At 66.2% G+C, this 17,405-nt stretch carries 15 protein-coding genes; all 15 read left to right on the forward strand.

What is annotated here, in order from left to right:
• Positions 1 to 5: 5 nt before the first annotated feature.
• Positions 6 to 1,073: a PhoH family protein gene (locus RPB_RS03010; RefSeq protein ID WP_080507714.1), complete on the forward strand. Its 1,068-nt coding sequence runs from the start codon at positions 6 to 8 to the stop codon at positions 1,071 to 1,073.
• A gap of 68 nt (positions 1,074 to 1,141) precedes the next feature.
• Positions 1,142 to 1,660, forward strand: coding sequence for an rRNA maturation RNase YbeY (ybeY, locus tag RPB_RS03015; protein WP_041797906.1), 519 nt, complete (start codon positions 1,142 to 1,144; stop codon positions 1,658 to 1,660).
• Position 1,661: 1 nt separating this feature from the next.
• Positions 1,662 to 2,792, forward strand: coding sequence for a hemolysin family protein (locus RPB_RS03020; protein WP_011439494.1), 1,131 nt, complete (start codon positions 1,662 to 1,664; stop codon positions 2,790 to 2,792).
• 11 nt (positions 2,793 to 2,803) lie between these two features.
• The gene (lnt, locus tag RPB_RS03025) at positions 2,804 to 4,414 is read left to right on the forward strand and encodes an apolipoprotein N-acyltransferase (protein WP_011439495.1); all 1,611 of its coding nucleotides are present in this window, start codon (positions 2,804 to 2,806) and stop codon (positions 4,412 to 4,414) included.
• 197 nt (positions 4,415 to 4,611) lie between these two features.
• Entirely contained in the window at positions 4,612 to 5,031 is a 420-nt protein-coding gene (locus RPB_RS03030) for a helix-turn-helix domain-containing protein (protein ID WP_011439496.1), read from the forward strand.
• A gap of 195 nt (positions 5,032 to 5,226) precedes the next feature.
• On the forward strand, positions 5,227 to 5,925 hold the full coding sequence (locus RPB_RS03035) for a tRNA (guanine(46)-N(7))-methyltransferase TrmB (RefSeq protein WP_049824729.1): 699 nt from the start codon (positions 5,227 to 5,229) through the stop codon (positions 5,923 to 5,925).
• A gap of 534 nt (positions 5,926 to 6,459) precedes the next feature.
• Positions 6,460 to 7,239 (forward strand): ribosome maturation factor RimP, encoded by a 780-nt coding sequence (rimP, locus tag RPB_RS03040; RefSeq protein ID WP_011439498.1) that lies wholly within the window; start codon positions 6,460 to 6,462, stop codon positions 7,237 to 7,239.
• Positions 7,240 to 7,241: 2 nt separating this feature from the next.
• Positions 7,242 to 8,861 carry a transcription termination factor NusA gene (nusA, locus tag RPB_RS03045; RefSeq protein ID WP_011439499.1) on the forward strand — a complete coding sequence of 540 codons (1,620 nt, stop codon included), beginning with the start codon at positions 7,242 to 7,244 and terminating at the stop codon, positions 8,859 to 8,861.
• A 60-nt stretch (positions 8,862 to 8,921) separates the two neighbouring features.
• Entirely contained in the window at positions 8,922 to 9,749 is an 828-nt protein-coding gene (locus tag RPB_RS03050) for an RNA-binding protein (RefSeq protein ID WP_011439500.1), read from the forward strand.
• Positions 9,742 to 12,402: a translation initiation factor IF-2 gene (gene infB / locus RPB_RS03055; protein ID WP_011439501.1), complete on the forward strand. Its 2,661-nt coding sequence runs from the start codon at positions 9,742 to 9,744 to the stop codon at positions 12,400 to 12,402. Before RPB_RS03050 ends, infB begins: the two co-directional genes overlap by 8 nt.
• Before the next feature lie 147 nt (positions 12,403 to 12,549).
• Positions 12,550 to 12,957 (forward strand): 30S ribosome-binding factor RbfA, encoded by a 408-nt coding sequence (gene rbfA / locus RPB_RS03060; protein WP_011439502.1) that lies wholly within the window; start codon positions 12,550 to 12,552, stop codon positions 12,955 to 12,957.
• Positions 12,958 to 13,434, forward strand: coding sequence for a hypothetical protein (locus RPB_RS24470; protein WP_011439503.1), 477 nt, complete (start codon positions 12,958 to 12,960; stop codon positions 13,432 to 13,434).
• 67 nt (positions 13,435 to 13,501) lie between these two features.
• A complete protein-coding gene (gene truB / locus RPB_RS03065) occupies positions 13,502 to 14,599 on the forward strand; it encodes a tRNA pseudouridine(55) synthase TruB (RefSeq protein WP_041797908.1) in 1,098 nt (365 codons plus the stop codon).
• A 2-nt stretch (positions 14,600 to 14,601) separates the two neighbouring features.
• Complete coding sequence (rpsO, locus tag RPB_RS03070) at positions 14,602 to 14,871, forward strand: 30S ribosomal protein S15 (protein WP_011439505.1); 270 nt, start codon at positions 14,602 to 14,604, stop codon at positions 14,869 to 14,871.
• Between the two features lie 343 nt (positions 14,872 to 15,214).
• A complete protein-coding gene (gene pnp, locus RPB_RS03075; RefSeq protein WP_011439506.1) occupies positions 15,215 to 17,371 on the forward strand; it encodes a polyribonucleotide nucleotidyltransferase in 2,157 nt (718 codons plus the stop codon).
• Positions 17,372 to 17,405: the final 34 nt, after the last annotated feature.

The following is a 17,405-nucleotide window of genomic DNA, read 5'->3' on the forward strand; positions in this document are numbered from 1 at the left end:
GCCCCTTGGCAAAAAGCGCATCGGAGTCGTCCTCGCTGATGTCCCGCCGCAAGCCCGATCGCGATTCCCTGACCCCGCCCGAAGCCCAGCCCGAGACTCAGGTCGTCATCGCCTTCGACGACAACCGCGCCGCCTCGGCGCTGGTCGGGCCGTATGGCCAGAACCTCGCCCAGATCGAGCGCCGGCTCGCCGTGGTGGTGGATTCGCGCGGCAACCACATCACCATCGCGGGCTCCCGCGAGGGCTGCGACGCCGCCCGGCGGGTGCTGGAAGCGCTGTATGCTCAGGCGGTGGCGGGCAACGATCTCAGCCAGGGCGACGTCGACGGCGCGATCCGCGCGGTGATCGCGCAGGGCTCGCTGTTCGAGTTCGACGCCAAATCGACCGCCGGCGCGTTCGAGGCGATCAATCTGCGCAAGCGCCCGGTGCGGGCGCGCACCGCGGCGCAGGATTCCTACATCCGGGCGCTGAAGCGCCACGAGCTGGTGTTCGGCGTCGGCCCGGCCGGCACCGGCAAGACCTGGCTCGCGGTCGCCCATGCGGCGCAATTGTTCGAACGCAAGGAAGTCGACAAGATCATCCTCACCCGCCCCGCGGTCGAGGCCGGCGAGCGGCTCGGCTTCCTGCCGGGCGATCTGCGCGAGAAGGTCGATCCGTATCTGCGGCCGATCTACGACGCGCTGTATGATCTGATGGATTCGCGGATCGTCGAGCGCGCGCTGCAGACCAACGAGATCGAGATCGCGCCGCTCGCCTTCATGCGCGGCCGCACTTTGACCAACGCCGCCATCATCCTCGACGAGGCGCAGAACACCACCTCGATGCAGATGAAAATGTTTCTCACCCGGCTCGGCGAGAACTCGCGGATGATCGTCACCGGCGACCCGAGCCAGGTCGACCTGCCGAACGGCCAGACCTCGGGACTGTCCGAGGCCGTGAAGCTGCTGGCCGGCGTCGAGGGCATCGCCCAGGTCAAGTTCACCGCCGAGGACGTCATTCGCCACGAATTGGTGGCGCGGATCGTCGCCGCCTATGAGGGGATCCCGCCGAAACCGGCGGGCGGCGCAGCCTGATGTCACAATTCAAAACCGGGAGCCGTGCCGATTGCATCGGGCCGGCTCGGGGCAGTAATTTCGGACCGATGAGTCATTCCGCCGTTCCCGCCACCGAGGTCGTGATCGCCGCCGATTGCTGGCGCTCCGAAGCCTCCGCCGAAGCGACCGTGCTGCGCGCCATCGAAGCCGCCGCCGCGATGGTCGACGCCGACACCGGCGAGGCCGAACTCGCCGTGATGCTGACCGACGACGACGGCATCCGCGCGCTCAACGCCTCGTATCGCGGCCAGGACAAGCCGACCAATGTGCTGTCGTTCCCGGCGCCGCAGCCGGACTATCAGGGCGCTGCGCAGGGCTCGGACGTCGCGCCGAAACTGCTCGGCGACATCGCGATCGCGTACCAGACGGTGCGCCGCGAGGCCGACGACGAGGGCAAGCGGTTCGATCATCATCTCAGCCATCTGGCGGTCCACGGCTTCCTGCATCTGGTCGGCTACGACCACGAGACCGACGCCGAGGCCGAGACGATGGAAGCCGCCGAGCGCCGCATTCTCGCCGGCCTCGGCATTCCGGATCCCTATGCCGATCAGGATCGGGTGAGCTGACATGCCGGACGGCGACAGAGCGCAGAGCGCAGCGCAGCCAGCGGAGCAGGACTTACCACGCGGCCAGCAACTGCCGGCGGTGGTGCATCAGGGCGAGGTGCTGCGGCCGGCCGGCGCGGCCTGGCTGATGCGCGCGATCCGTTCGCTGTTCGGCTGGAAGCCCGGCTCGGTGCGCGACGACCTGCAGGTCGTGCTAGACACCAGCCCGGCGGACGACACCGGCTTCAGCGCGCTCGAGCGCACCATGCTGCGCAACATCCTCGGGCTGCACGAGCGTCGCATCGCCGACGTCATGGTGCATCGCGCCGACATCGTCGCGATCAAGCAGGACATCGCGCTCGGCGAACTGATGAGCCTGTTCGAGGGCGCGGCGCATTCGCGCCTCGTGGTCTATGACGAGACGCTCGACGATCCGGTCGGCCTGGTCCACATCCGCGACCTCGTCGCGTTCATGACCGCCAGGGCCAAGGTGGCGCCCGAGACCGTGGCCAAGCGCAAGAAGGCGCTGCCGGCCGGGCTCGACCTGCGCGCGATCGATCTGAAGATGCCGCTGACCGAGACCGGCATCATCCGCAAGCTGCTGTACGTGCCGCCGTCGATGCGCGCGATCGATCTGCTGGCGCAGATGCAGGCCGCCCGCATCCATCTGGCGCTGGTGGTCGACGAATATGGCGGCACCGACGGCCTGGTCTCGATCGAGGACATCGTCGAGCAGATCGTCGGCGAGATCGACGACGAGCACGACAGCGCCGAGCCGCCGTCGATCGTGCAGCAGGCCGACGGCTCGTTCGTCGCCGACGCCCGCACCAGCCTCGAGGATGCGCGCGAGATGATCGGCGACGGCTTCGTCACCGGCGAAGCCGGCGAGGACGTCGAGACGCTCGGCGGCTATCTGGTCAATCATGTCGGCCGGCTGCCGGTGCGCGGCGAAGTGATCTCCGGCCCCGGCAATTACGAGATCGAGGTGCTGGACGCCGACCCGCGCCGCGTCAAGCGGCTGCGCATCGGCATTCGCAAGGAACGCCCCGTCGTGCGGCCGCGCGAGACGCGGCGGCGCGAGCCGGCCTCCGATCAGGCCGCCACCACACCTGCCGATCCGACCCATCCGAATCCTTCGCCGCCCGGCGACTGAGCGAGCACGCCGTGACATTGCCAAATCTGCTGAGCCGAGCCGCATCGAGCATCATTCTCGCATGGGGCTGGAAGCGGGCGGCCATCGCCGCCATTGCGGGCGCGCTGTCGTCGCTGGCGATGGCGCCGTTCAACGCCTGGCCGATCCTGTTCGTCACCTTCCCGATCGTGGTGTGGCTGATCGACGGCTCCGGCGCCGGCAAACGGCGCGGCTTGCCGGCGGCGGCGATGGCGGGCTGGTGGTTCGGATTCGGTTACTTCGTGCCGGGACTGTACTGGATCGGCTACGCGTTCCTGGTCGATGCCCAGACCTTCGCCTGGCTGCTGCCGGTCGCGATCGCCGGACTGCCGGCGTATCTGGCGCTGTTCAGCGCGCTCGGCTTCGCGCTGGCGCGGCTGTTGTGGCGGCCCGACGCGATGCGCGTGCTCGCGCTCGCGGTCGGCCTCACCGTCGGCGAGTGGCTGCGTGGCCATGTGCTGACCGGCTTTCCCTGGAATGCGTACGGCTATGCGCTGACCGAGCCGCTGGCGCTGGCGCAGAGCATGTCGCTGGTCGGATTGTGGGGGCTGACCTTCGTGGCGGTCGCGGTGTTCGCCAGCCCCGCCGTGCTGGTCGACGATCGCGCCGATACGCGGCGGCGCTGGCTGGCGCCGGTCGCCGCGCTCGGCGTGCTGATCGCGATGGCGGCGTATGGCGGCATCCGGCTGCAGCTCAACCCGACCCGCATGATCGACAATGTCCGGCTGCGGATCATGCAGCCCGATGTGCAGCAGGACCAGCGCTTCAACTACGCCGCCAAGGCGGAATTGATGCAGAAATACCTCACCTTGTCGGATCGGTCGACCGGCCCCCATGCGACAGGCGTGCGTGACGTCAACCTGCTGATCTGGCCGGAATCGGCGTTTCCGTTCTTCCTCACCCGCGAAGCCGACGCGATGGCGCAGATCGCCGAACTGTTGCCCAAAGGCACCATTCTGCTCACCGGAGCGGTGCGACCGCCCGAGATGCCACCGGGTCGCCGTATTACCCGTGCCTACAATTCGATCTATGCGATCGATCACGACGGATCAATTCTGCATGCCTACGACAAGCTTCATTTGGTGCCGTTCGGCGAATTCTTGCCGTTTCAGAACTTCATGGAGAAGATCGGATTCGTGCAGCTCACCAAGGTGCAGGGCGGCTTCCTGCCCGGCGTGAAGCGCCAGAGCATCGAGCTGCCGAACGCGCCGCCGCTGCTGCCGCTGATCTGCTACGAGGCGATTTTCCCCGATGAGATCGACACCCGCGGCGAGCGTCCCGGCTGGATGCTGAACCTCACCAATGACGGCTGGTTCGGCGTGTCCACCGGTCCGTATCAGCATCTGCAGCAGGCGCGGATGCGCGCTGTGGAGCAGGGTTTGCCGCTGGTGCGCGCGGCGAATACGGGGGTCTCCGCGGTGATCGATCCGGTGGGACGGATCGTCGGACAGCTCGGTCTGGGTGTCGAAGGTGTGCTCGACGCGACACTGCCGCGACAAATTCCGCCCACGATCTACGCGCGGGTCGGCGAGCTTCCTGCAGCTGTTCTGGTTGCGCTGTCGTTGATGCTTGTACTATTACGAAGGCGACCGTCACCCCGGTGATAGTACGCGACGCATTCGGCGCAACCGCAGATTAAGTTGGAGAAAATGCGCACGTGCGTGAATTAGGTTTCTCCGATGGCGTATATTAACGCCGGCATCCGAAGGCATTTGACGGCTTCGATATTTCAGGCGTATTCCATCCCGCGATCGCAGTCGCTTCCTGTTAGCGACTGCATGTGCCTTGAGGAGTAACTGAGATGTCGACCAAAGCGCCCAATCCTGTTGACAAATACGTCGGCAGCCGTGTGCGCATGCGACGCATCATGCTCGGCATGAGCCAGGAAAAGCTCGGCGAAGCATTGGGCCTGACCTTCCAGCAAGTGCAGAAATACGAGAAGGGCACCAACCGCGTCGGTGCCAGCCGGATTCAGCAGATCTCGGAAGTTCTTCAAGTGCCGGTGTCGTTTCTGTTCGAAGGCGGCCCCAGCGGGGGCCTCGCCAACGGCAGCGGTTTCAGCGAAGCGCCGTCACCGTCGTATGTGTCCGACTTCCTCGCGACGTCGGAAGGCCTGGCGCTGACGCGCGCCTTCACCAAGATCACCGATGCCAAGCTTCGCCGCAGCATCGTCGATCTGGTCGAGCAAATCGCCGCGCGCGAGCCGAACGAGTCGCACTGACTTTAGCACTTCATTAACCGCCGCGATCCGTGCGCTGAACTAATTCAGTGCCACGGATCGCGGCGATTTGTTTGTGTCGTGGGTTGAACTAATTCCGACTCTGCACGTCATGCGGGCTGTCGTATGGTCACTATTGATCGTCGCGTGCAGCCGATTGCGCATCTCGCGTGCAACCATCAACGAGCGTTCATCGACATGAATGAATCGGTTCATCATCAGGGCTCGTTTTTCGGGCGGCGCAAGGGCCACAAGCTTCGCGCGCATCAGGCCGATCTGGTCGACAAGCTGCTGCCGCATCTGGCGCTGGCGATCGACGGGCCCGCGCCGGCCTCGCTGGTCGAGCTGTTCGATCCGCCGGTCGAGGCGGTGCGGCTGGAGATCGGCTTCGGCGGCGGCGAGCATCTGATCGCCGAGGCGCTGGCGCATCCGTCGACCGGGTTCATCGGCGCCGAGCCCTATGTCAACGGCATGGCCAAGATCCTGGCCCGGATCGAACAGGAGAACATCCGCAACATCCGCTTGTTCGCCGGCGATGCGGCGGCGCTGATGGCGTGGGTGCCGGCGCACGATTTGAATCGAATTGATCTCATTCACCCGGACCCGTGGCCGAAGCGGCGGCACTGGAAGCGGCGCTTCGTGCAGGACGCGATGGTCGGCGCGATGGCGCGGGCGCTGCGCGCGAACGGCGAATTCCGCTTCGTCAGCGACATCGACAGCTACAATGCATGGACGCTGGCGCATCTGCTGCGCGCGCCGGATTTCGACTGGACCGCCGAGCGCGCCGACGACTGGCGCAAGCCGTGGCCGAACTACACGATGACGCGCTACGGCCGCAAAGCCGAACGCGAGGGCCGCCGCGCCGCCTATCTGCGGTTCCGCAGGCGGGCCGCCTGAGACGCGGCCGCTGCTCCCCAACGAGTCGTCCCCGCGCAGGCCAGCGCAATCGCCTCTGGACGTCGAGGCTATTGCACCGGGCCTCCTCACCCTCCCCTGGAGGGGGAGGGTCGGCACGCAGCCCGCATGGCGGGATGCGTGACGGGGTGGGGTGAGCCGCAGGCACGGCGGACGAACGCTTCGCCACCCCACCCCGCTCGCTGACGCGAGCGACCCTCCCCCTCCAGGGGAGGGTGATGCGTGTTGCGACCGCGAACTTTCAGATGCGATCGCGGCGCGGTTCCATGGTGCCGGCGGGCCGCGGCGGCGGCCCTTGCCGGTCGGGCGGAAAACCGCTATATCAGCGCCACTCAGAAATTCTCATACGAACGCGTATCGAGAGTGGGCCCCCCGGGACCCGCTCTTTTTTATTACCCGATCGTATTGTTGTGACCCGAAACGTATCGCCGGACCGACCCTCCGGATTGCCGCTGACACCATTGGAAAGCGCCGAGACTGCCCCAAGCTGACCGCCAAAGCCCGATCGAGCCGGACATGACCGATCCCATCGCCGATTCCGTCGCCCCCGATTTGCTGGACGAGCCGCGCCTGGTGGTCGAGCCCGGCGTCGCCGCGCGGTTCGGCGCGGTCGCCGAGCCGGTGCTGCTGGCGATGGGCTATCGGCTGGTGCGGATCAAGGTGTCGGCCGAGGCCGGCTGCACCGTGCAGATCATGGCCGAGCGGCCCGACGGCACTATGCTGATCGAGGATTGCGAGGCGGTGTCGAAGGCGCTGTCGCCGGTGCTCGACGTCACCGATCCGATCGAGAAGGCCTACCGGCTGGAGATTTCGTCGCCCGGAATCGACCGCCCGCTGGTGCGGCGTTCGGATTTCGCCCGCTACAGCGGCCATCTGGTCAAGATCGAGATGGCGGTGCCGCATCAGGGCCGCAAGCGCTATCGCGGCCTGCTCGACGGCGTCGAGGGCGACGCCATCCGGATCCAGCGCGAGGGCGTCAAGGACGAAGACCCGCTGGTGCTGCTGCCGATGCACGACATCGGCGACGCGCGGCTGGTGCTGACCGACGAACTGATCGCCGAATCGATGCGCCGCGGCAAGCAGGCCGAACGCGAGCTGAAGCAGAGCCTCGGGCTGGCGCCGCCGCCGCCGCCGCACGCCAAGCGCAGCGATCCGAAAAAGAGCAACGCGCCGAAGCCGAAGCCGAAGCCGCCCGTGAAAGCGGCCGCCAAGCCGAAGCCCACCAATACCAAGCAACATCGTCTCGCCGCCGGCAGGTCGCGGCGTGGCGACACCGACCTGTCCGAGGGAGACTGACCATGGCCGTCAGCGCCAACAAGCTGGAATTGCTGCAGATCGCCGACGCGGTGGCGCGGGAGAAATCGATCGACCGCGGCATCGTGATCGCCGCGATGGAAGACGCGATCGCGAAGGCGGCGCGCGCCCGCTACGGCTCGGAGACCGACGTCCACGCCGAGATCGACGCCAAGAAGGGCGAATTGCGGCTGTCGCGCCATATGCTGGTGGTCGAAAACGTCGAGAACCCCGCCAACCAGATCTCGCTGAAGGCCGCGCAGCGCGCCAACCCCGGCGCGCAGATCGGCGACACCATCGCCGACACGCTGCCGCCGCTGGAATACGGCCGCATCGCCGCGCAGTCGGCCAAGCAGGTGATCGTGCAGAAGGTGCGCGAGGCCGAGCGTGACCGGCAATACTCGGAATTCAAGGATCGCATCGGCGACATCGTCAACGGCGTCGTCAAGCGCGTCGAATACGGCAGCGTGATCGTCGATCTCGGCCGCGGCGAGGCGATCGTGCGCCGCGACGAGATGCTGCCGCGCGAATCGTTCCGCAACGGCGACCGCGTCCGCGCCTACATCTTCGACGTCCGCCGCGAGACCCGCGGCCCGCAGATCTTCCTGTCGCGCACTCATCCGCAGTTCATGGCCAAGCTGTTCGCCCAGGAAGTGCCGGAAATCTACGACGGCATCGTCGAGATCAAGGCGGTCGCCCGCGATCCGGGCTCGCGCGCCAAGATCGGCGTGGTGTCGCGGGATTCCTCGGTCGATCCGGTCGGCGCCTGCGTCGGCATGCGCGGCTCGCGCGTTCAGGCCGTGGTCAACGAGCTGCAGGGCGAGAAGATCGACATCATCCCGTGGTCGCCGGACATCGCCACTTTCGTGGTCAACGCGCTGGCGCCGGCCGAAGTCTCGAAGGTCGTGATCGACGAAGATCGCGAGCGCATCGAGGTTGTGGTTCCCGACACCAATAACCAATTATCCCTTGCGATCGGCCGTCGCGGCCAGAACGTTCGTTTGGCCTCGCAGCTCACCGGCTGGGACATCGACATCCTGACCGAGACCGAGGAATCCGAGCGCCGCCAGGCCGATTTCGAGAATTCGACCCGGGTGTTCATGGAAGCGCTGAACGTCGACGAAGTGGTCGGCCAGCTGCTCGCCTCCGAGGGGTTCACCTCGGTCGAGGAACTGGCGCTGGTCGATATCCGCGAACTGGCGTCGATCGAGGGTTTCGACGAGGAAACCGCGACCGAGCTGCAGGCCCGCGCCAGCGAATATCTCGATCGGGTGGAGACGGAAATGGAGGCGCGGCGCCTGGAACTCGGCGTCGAGGACGCCCTCAAGGACGTCCCCGGCATCACCTCGAAGATTCTGGTCAAGCTCGGCGAGGGCGACGTCAAGACGGTCGAGGATCTGGCCGGCTGCGCCACCGACGATCTGGTCGGCTGGACCGAGCGCAAGGAAGGCGCCGAGCCGGTGAAGTTCGCCGGCATTCTCGACGGCGTCGAGGGCGTCACGCGCGACGAGGCCGAAGACCTGATCATGCAGGCCCGCGTCAAGGCCGGCTGGATCACCGAGGAGGAACTCGCCAGCAGCAAGGGCGAGGCCGCCATTGCCGAGACCGAAGCCGAGGCGGAGTGACCGTCGTGGCTTCGCGATCCGAACCCATGCGTTTCGAGACATGAAAGGCCGATCGACCGAATGCTCGCTGCCGCCGATGATGCCGCAGATCTCGACGACGGACCGCGGACCCAAAAGTCCGCGACCGAGCGGATGTGCGCGGTCACGCGGCAGGTGCGGCCGATCGACGAACTGATCCGCTTCGTGGTCGCGCCCACCGGCGAGGTGGTGGCGGATCTGAAGCGCAAGCTGCCCGGCCGCGGCCTCTGGGTCACCGGGTCGCGGGCGATGGTCGAGCAGGCGGTCCGCCGCAAGGTGTTCGCCAAGGGGTTCAGGCGCGACGTCAAGGTCGCCCCGACGCTGGCCGCCGACATCGAGCGGCTGCTGGTGCAATCGGTCTGCGACGCGCTCGCGATCGCCGCCAAGGCCCGCCAGGTGGTGTCGGGTTTCGGCAAGGTCGGCTCGGCGCTGAAGAGCGGCGAGGCGGTGGCGATGCTGCATGCCGCCGACGGCGCGGCCGACGGAATCCGCAAGCTCGGCGCGCTTTCCCGGCAAATGGACGGCGATGCGACCGTCTCGCGGGATTTTCCCGTCATCACGGTGCTCAATTCCGACGAATTGGATTTGGCATTGGGGCGGTCAAATGTGATACATGCTGCCCTGCTTGCGGGCCCGGCCGGACGAACATTCCTGTCGCGCTGCCAGATTCTGGTCCGATACCGGCTGGCGGACGACGGCAATGGCACTGCGGTGATTGCAGGACCGCCGATCAAAACGCCGAACGACGCTGCTGACGACAGCCCCGCTGACGCCAATGCCGCTGATGACGACGCTGCTGACGAAGACGCTGCTGATGAAGTCTGTGCGAACGCGCACAACGTTGAGAGATTGGGACGACTGAATGGTTGATACGAAAACTCCTGGCGACAAGACTCTGTCGATGCCGTCCAAGACCTTGACGCTCAAGCCGCGCGTCGAGCAGGGCGTCGTGCGCCAGAGCTTCAGCCACGGCCGTAGCAAGCAGGTGGTGGTCGAAAAGCGCGGCAAGCGGCGCATCGGCGGCGACGGCGCGCCCGAACCGGCAGCAGCCCCCGAAGTCGCCAAGAAGCCCGCCCCCGCGCCGGCGCCCGCCGCGCCGTCGCCGCGGCAGCAGCCGCGCCCGTCGCCGCAGCAGCAGGCCCGCAGCGGCATGGTGCTCCGGACCCTGACCGAGGACGAGCGCAGCGCCCGCGCCACCGCGCTGGCCGATGCCCGCGTCCGCGAGGTCGAGGAGCGCCGCCAGGCCGAGATCGAGGCGCAGCGCCGCGCCGCGCAGGAAGTGGTCGACAAGGCCGAGCGCGAAGCCGCCGAAGCCCGCCGCAAGGCCGAGGAAGAGCGTCATCGCCACGAGGAAGAAACCAAGCGCAAGGCCGAAACCGAAGCCAAGAAGCGCTTCGGCGAGACCGAGCCCGCGGCCCGGAAGCCGGCCGACGGTGGCCGCCCGGCCGCTGGCGCCACCACCACCGCGCCGCGCGCGCCGGTGACCACCACGACGACGCGCCCGCCCGCGGTCGCCGCCGAAGCCGGCGACGACGACGAGGCCCCGCGGATGGTCCGCCGCGGCCCCGGCGGCGGTCCCGCCCGTCCGGCGCCGCCGCCGAAGCAGCCCGCCGCCAAGCCCGGCGCGTCGAAGCAGCGCGGCCGCCTGACGCTGGTCACCGCGCTCAACGCCGACGACGTCCGCGAGCGTTCGATCGCCTCGTTCCGCCGCCGCACCCAGCGCCTCAAGGGCCACGCCTCGAACGAGCCGAAAGAGAAGCTGGTGCGCGAAGTCATCGTCCCCGAAGCCATTTCCATCCAGGAACTCGCCAACCGCATGTCGGAGCGGGCGGTGGATGTGATCCGGCTGCTGATGAAGCAGGGCGCGATGCACAAGATCAACGACGTCATCGACGCCGACACCGCGCAGCTGATCGCCGAAGAACTCGGCCACACCGTCAAGCGCGTCGCCGCGTCCGACGTTGAAGAGGGCCTGTTCGACGTCGTCGACAATTCCACCGACACCGAGCCGCGTTCGCCGGTGGTGACCGTGATGGGCCACGTCGACCACGGCAAGACCTCGCTGCTCGACGCGCTGCGCCACGCCAATGTGGTGTCCGGCGAAGCCGGCGGCATCACCCAGCATATCGGCGCCTATCAGGTGACCTCGCCGGAGAGCGGCAAGAAGATCACCTTCATCGACACCCCGGGCCACGCCGCGTTCACCGCGATGCGCGCCCGCGGCGCCAAGGTCACCGACATCGTGGTTCTGGTGGTCGCCGCCGACGACGGCGTGATGCCGCAGACCATCGAGGCGATCAATCACGCCAAGGCGGCGAACGTTCCGATCATCGTGGCGATCAACAAGATCGACAAGCCGGACGCCAAGCCCGAGCGCGTGCGCACCGAGCTGCTGCAGTACAACGTCCAGGTCGAATCGCTCGGCGGCGACGTCGTCGATGTCGAGGTCTCGGCCAAGAACAAGACCAATCTCGACAAGCTGCTCGAGATGATCGCGCTGCAGGCCGAACTGCTCGACCTCAAGACCAACGAGCAGCGTCCGGCCGAAGGCACCGTGATCGAAGCCAAGCTCGATCGCGGCCGCGGTCCGGTCGCCACCGTGCTGGTCCAGCGCGGCACCCTGAAGGTCGGCGACATCATCGTCGCCGGCGCCGAGATGGGCCGCGTCCGCGCGCTGATCTCCGATCAGGGCGACACCGTGGACTCCGCCGGTCCCTCGGTGCCGGTCGAAGTGCTCGGCTTCAACGGCCCGCCGGAAGCCGGCGATCGTCTGGCCGTGGTCGAGAACGAAGCCCGCGCCCGCCAGGTCACCAGCTATCGGGCGCATCAGAAGCGCGAGAAGGCCGCCTCCATCGTCGGCATGCGCGGCTCGCTCGAGCAGATGATGAGCCAGCTCAAGACCACCGGCCGCAAGGACTTCCCGCTGATCGTCAAGGCGGACGTGCAGGGCTCGCTCGAAGCGATCCTCGGCTCGCTGGAGAAGCTCGGCACCGACGAGGTCGCCGCGCGTATCCTTCACGCCGGCGTCGGCGGCATTTCGGAGAGCGACGTCACGCTGGCCGAAGGCTTCAGCGCCGTCATCCTCGGCTTCTCGGTCCGCGCCAACAAGGAGGCGGCCGCGGCCGCCAAGCGCAACGGCATCGAGATCCGCTACTACAACATCATCTACGATCTCGTGGACGATATTAAGAAGGCGATGAGCGGCCTGCTCGCGCCGACCCTGCGCGAAACCATGCTCGGCAACGCGCAGATCCTGGAGATCTTCAACATCTCCAAGGTCGGCAAGGTCGCCGGTTGCCGCGTCACCGACGGCACCGTCGAGCGCGGCGCCAATGTCCGCCTGATCCGCGACAACGTCGTGGTTCACGAGGGCAAGCTGTCGACCCTGAAGCGCTTCAAGGACGAAGTGAAGGAAGTGCAGTCGGGTCAGGAATGCGGCATGGCGTTCGAGAACTACACCGACATGCGTGCCGGCGACGTGATCGAGTGCTACCGCGTCGAGACCATCCAGCGCTCGCTGTAAGTCCAATTCTTACAGTCGAGTCAAGGATCTAAGCAGAAGACCGTCATGGCCGGGCTTGTCCCGGCCATCCACGGCTTCCTTTTCCGTATCAAAGGCGTGGATGCCCGCGACAAGCGCGGGCATGACGACAGTTTTGAGAGACCATCAATGCCGCGCAACGAGAAGAAGACCGGCCAGAGCGCCTCGCCGCGCAAGCTGCGCGTCGGCGAGCTGGTGCGCCATGCCGTGGCGGAGATCCTCAGCCAGGGCGGGGTGCACGACCCGGTGCTGGAGACGCATCTGATCACCGTGCCCGAAGTGCGGATGTCGCCCGACCTCAAGCTCGCCACCGTCTATGTGATGCCGCTCGGCGGCAAGGACGAGAAGCCGGTGCTGGCGGCGCTCGAACAGCACAAGCGCTTCCTGCGCGGCGAGGTCGCCCGCCGCGTCAACCTCAAATACGCCCCCGATCTTCGCTTCCGCATCGACGAACGTTTCGCCGAAGCCGAGCGGATCGAAAAGCTGCTCCGCACGCCCGCGGTGCAAAAAGATTTGAGTGGAGAAGAGGAAACTTGAATGAAAACGAAAATCGATGAAGCCGCATTATTCGCAATGAATGTTCATCAGCGCCACCAGCTTTGGATAAATGCTCGTAAGATTGATAGTGAGGAGGCAAGAGAAGTTGTCCGCCTCATCGAGGATTTAGGTCTTCCCTATTCCGAAGACCGTAGTCTGAAACTTGATGATCCAATCAACCAAAAAATGTATCAGATCATAAACTCTAAGGAAGGGAAGGCTGCAGCGTTCGAGGCAACGGCCAACGGGCGACCTGCATTGGAGGGCATCGATCCGCTCCTTCTTGCGGCCTTAGGAGTCGATTACGGAAAGCACAATGATACGACGATCAATGCGGGCTATTTGGTCGCTCAAATGATGCGATCACAAGGTTATCAGTTGTCCGGTCGAAAGGGAAAGTTGCCGTCCTCATGCGTTGCTAAAACCGCGGAGATCTATGTTCCTAATAGCAAGGCATCCTCCCTTAAGCACGGCTGACGAGCGAAAAGCTGCTGCGTACGCCCGCGGTGCAAAAAGACCTCGAACCCGATTCGGACCAGGACTGATGACGATGACCACCCCCGCCGCGACGCTCGCTCCGCACGATGTGCAGCCCGACGACGCCTCGTCCGCGCAGCTCCGCCAGCCGCGCGACAACAACGATCCGCGCAACAATGCCCGCGGCAAGGACGGCGGCAACAAGCAGCCGCGCCGCGACAAGCGCGACGTCCACGGCTGGGTGGTGCTCGACAAGCCGATTGGCATGACCTCGACCCATGCGGTCGCCGTGGTGAAGCGGCTGTTCTCGGCCAAGCGCGCCGGCCATGCCGGCACGCTCGATCCGCTGGCCTCGGGCGGGCTGCCGATCGCGATGGGCGAAGCCACCAAGACGGTGCCGTTCGTGATGGACGGCCGCAAGCGCTACCGCTTCACCGTGGCGTGGGGCGAGGAGCGCGACACCGACGACACCGAAGGCAAGGTCACCCAGACCAGCGACATCCGCCCCACCGCCGAGGCGATCCGGGCGCTGCTGCCGCGCTTCACCGGCCTGATCGAGCAGACCCCGCCGCAATATTCCGCCATCAAGATCGCCGGCGAGCGCGCCTACGACATGGCGCGCGACGGCGAAATCGTCCCGCTGGTTCCCCGGCCCGTCGAGATCCACGAATTAACCCTTGTCGAACATGATGATAGCGGAAAATCCGTGTTCGAGGCCGAATGCGGCAAGGGAACCTATGTGCGGGCGCTGGCGCGCGACATCGGCCGGCTGCTCGGCTGCTACGGTCATATCTGCGCGCTGCGCCGGACCCTGGTCGGGCCGTTCGACGAGGCGGACATGATTCCGCTGGAACAGTTGCAGGCTTTGTGCGATAGAGCCGCGTCGGGCGAGGGCAGCCTCGCCGACGCGCTTTTGCCCGTTGAGACCGCGCTGGACGACATCCCGGCACTGGCCGTCACACGGGCTGATGCGGCAAGGCTCCATCGGGGCCAGGCCGTTTTGTTGCGCGGACGGGATGCGCCCAATACTAGCGGCACAGTCTATGTGACGGTGGCAGGCCGGCTTCTGGCCCTCGCCGAGCTCGGCAATGGCGAACTCATCCCCAAGCGTGTGTTCAACCTCTCCGGACTGACCGCCAGTTCGGCCCGCAAGGAAAGTATTTGACGATGTCGATTACCGCAGAACGCAAAGCGGAAGTCATCCAAGGCAATGCCAACAAGGCCGGCGATACCGGCTCGCCCGAGGTTCAGGTCGCGATCCTGTCGGAACGCATCGCCAACCTCACCGCGCATTTCAAGACCCACACCAAGGACAATCACTCGCGTCGCGGGCTGTTGAAGCTGGTGTCGACGCGCCGTTCGCTTCTCGACTACGTCAAGAAGAAGGACGAGGCGCGTTACAAGGCGCTGCTCGAAAAGCACAACATCCGTCGCTGATCGAAGTCGCGTCCGCCGGGTGAGGTACGAAGCGGATCGCCGCTTCCACCCGCCGCGTCCGGCCGAACCGTCCACACAGGCGCTCTGAGTTCGCCTGTGTGTTTGCTCAGCCGCATCCGGCGGCTGGGCCGTCAACGGGCCCCGTGCCCGCCCCGTGGGTCGACGACCTCGAAGGTCGCGCGCCCACACCCGGGAGGACTGAACGCCATTTTCCACCTCGAGACCATGGCAGGATCGCCGGACGCTGCTCGCACCTTCGGGTCGCCAGCGTCCCGCAATCTTGCGCATGGTCTTTTGGTATCTGGCGTCCGGTCGTCGCGGAAAACGATGAAAGAGACACCCGATGTTCAATAAGCATTCCGTCGAAATCGATTGGGGTGGGCGTCCCCTCAAGCTCGAGACCGGCAAGGTCGCGCGCCAGGCCGACGGCGCCGTCGTCGCCACCTATGGCGAAACCATCGTGCTCGCCACCGTGGTGGCCGCCAAGACGCCGCGCGAAGGCGTCGATTTCCTGCCGCTGACCGTGGACTATCAGGAAAAGACCTACGCGGCCGGCCGCATCCCCGGCGGTTACTTCAAGCGCGAGGGTCGCCCGACCGAGAAGGAGACGCTGGTCTCCCGCCTGATCGACCGCCCGATCCGTCCGTTGTTCGCCGACGGCTGGCGCAACGAGACCCAGGTGATCGTCACCGTGCTGTCGCACGACATGGAGAACGATCCGGACATTCTGGCGATGGTCGCCGCCTCGGCGGCGCTGACGCTGTCCGGCGCGCCGTTCAAGGGCCCGATCGGCGCCGCCCGCGTCGGCTTCATCAACGACGAATACGTGCTCAACCCGGTGCTCGACGAGATGCCCGAGACCCAGCTCGAGCTGGTCGTCGCCGGCACCGCCGACGCGGTGCTGATGGTCGAATCCGAAGCCAAGGAGCTGTCGGAAGAAATCATGCTCGGCGCGGTGATGTTCGGTCACCGTCACTTCCAGCCGGTGATCGACGCGATCATCGAGCTCGCCGAGAAGGCCGCCAAGGAGCCGCGCGAACTCGTCGTCATCGACGATTCGGCGATCGAGAAGGAAATGCTCGGCCTGGTCGAGCAGGAACTGCGCGCCGCCTACGCGATCCCGGTCAAGCAGGAGCGCTACGCCGCGGTCGGCAAGGTCAAGGAAAAGGCGATCGCGCACTTCTTCCCGGAAGGCGAAGAGCCGAAATACGACAAGCTGCGCATCGCCGGCGTGTTCAAGGAGCTCGAGGCCAAGATCGTTCGCTGGAACATCCTCGACACCGGCAAGCGCATCGACGGCCGTGACAGCAAGACCGTCCGCAGCATCATCGCCGAAGCCGGCGTGCTGCCGCGCGCCCACGGTTCGGCGCTGTTCACCCGCGGCGAGACCCAGGCGCTGGTGGTCACCACGCTCGGCACCGGCGAAGACGAACAGTACGTCGACTCGCTGGCCGGAACGTACAAAGAGACGTTCCTGCTGCACTACAACTTCCCTCCCTATTCGGTCGGCGAGACCGGCCGCCTCGGTGGTACCAAGCGCCGAGAGATCGGCCACGGCAAGCTGGCGTGGCGCGCGATCCGTCCGGTGCTGCCGCCGCATCACGAGTTCCCCTACACCATCCGCGTCGTCTCCGAGATCACCGAGTCGAACGGCTCGTCCTCGATGGCGTCGGTGTGCGGCGCCTCGCTGGCGCTGATGGATGCCGGCGTGCCGCTGAAGCGGCCGACCGCGGGCATCGCGATGGGGCTGATCCTGGAAGGCGAGCGCTTCGCGGTGCTCAGCGATATTCTGGGCGACGAGGATCATCTCGGCGACATGGACTTCAAGGTGGCCGGCACCGAGCAGGGCATCACCTCGCTGCAGATGGACATCAAGATCGCCGGCATCACCGAAGAGATCATGAAGGTGGCGCTCGGCCAGGCCAAGGACGGCCGCATCCACATCCTGGGTGAGATGTCCAAGGCGCTCGACCGCGCCCGCGCCGAGCTCGGCGAACACGCGCCGCGCATCGAGACCTTCAAGATCCCGACCGACAAGATCCGTGAAGTGATCGGCACCGGCGGCAAGGTGATCCGCGAGATCGTCGAGAAGACCGGCGCCAAGGTCAACATCGAGGACGACGGCACCGTCAAGGTCGCCTCCAGCGATGGTGAGTCGATCAAGGCTGCTATCAAGTGGATCAAGTCGATCGCCTCCGATCCGGAAGTCGGCGAGATCTACGAAGGCACCGTCGTCAAGGTGATGGAGTTCGGCGCCTTCGTGAACTTCTTCGGCGCCAAGGACGGCCTGGTGCATATCAGCCAGCTCGCCTCCGGCCGCGTGCAGAAGACCTCCGACGTCGTCAAGGAAGGCGACAAGGTCAAGGTCAAGCTGCTCGGCTTCGACGATCGCGGCAAGACCCGGCTGTCGATGCGCGTGGTCGATCAGGAGACCGGCGAAGACCTCGAGGCCAAGCAGAAGGCCGAAGGCGAAGCCCCGGCCCAGGCCACCGGCGAGTAGTTCGCGGGACCGGAACCGGTCGTGACCCGATCAC

It is taken from the genome of Rhodopseudomonas palustris HaA2 (assembly GCF_000013365.1).
Lineage (GTDB): Bacteria > Pseudomonadota > Alphaproteobacteria > Rhizobiales > Xanthobacteraceae > Rhodopseudomonas > Rhodopseudomonas palustris_J.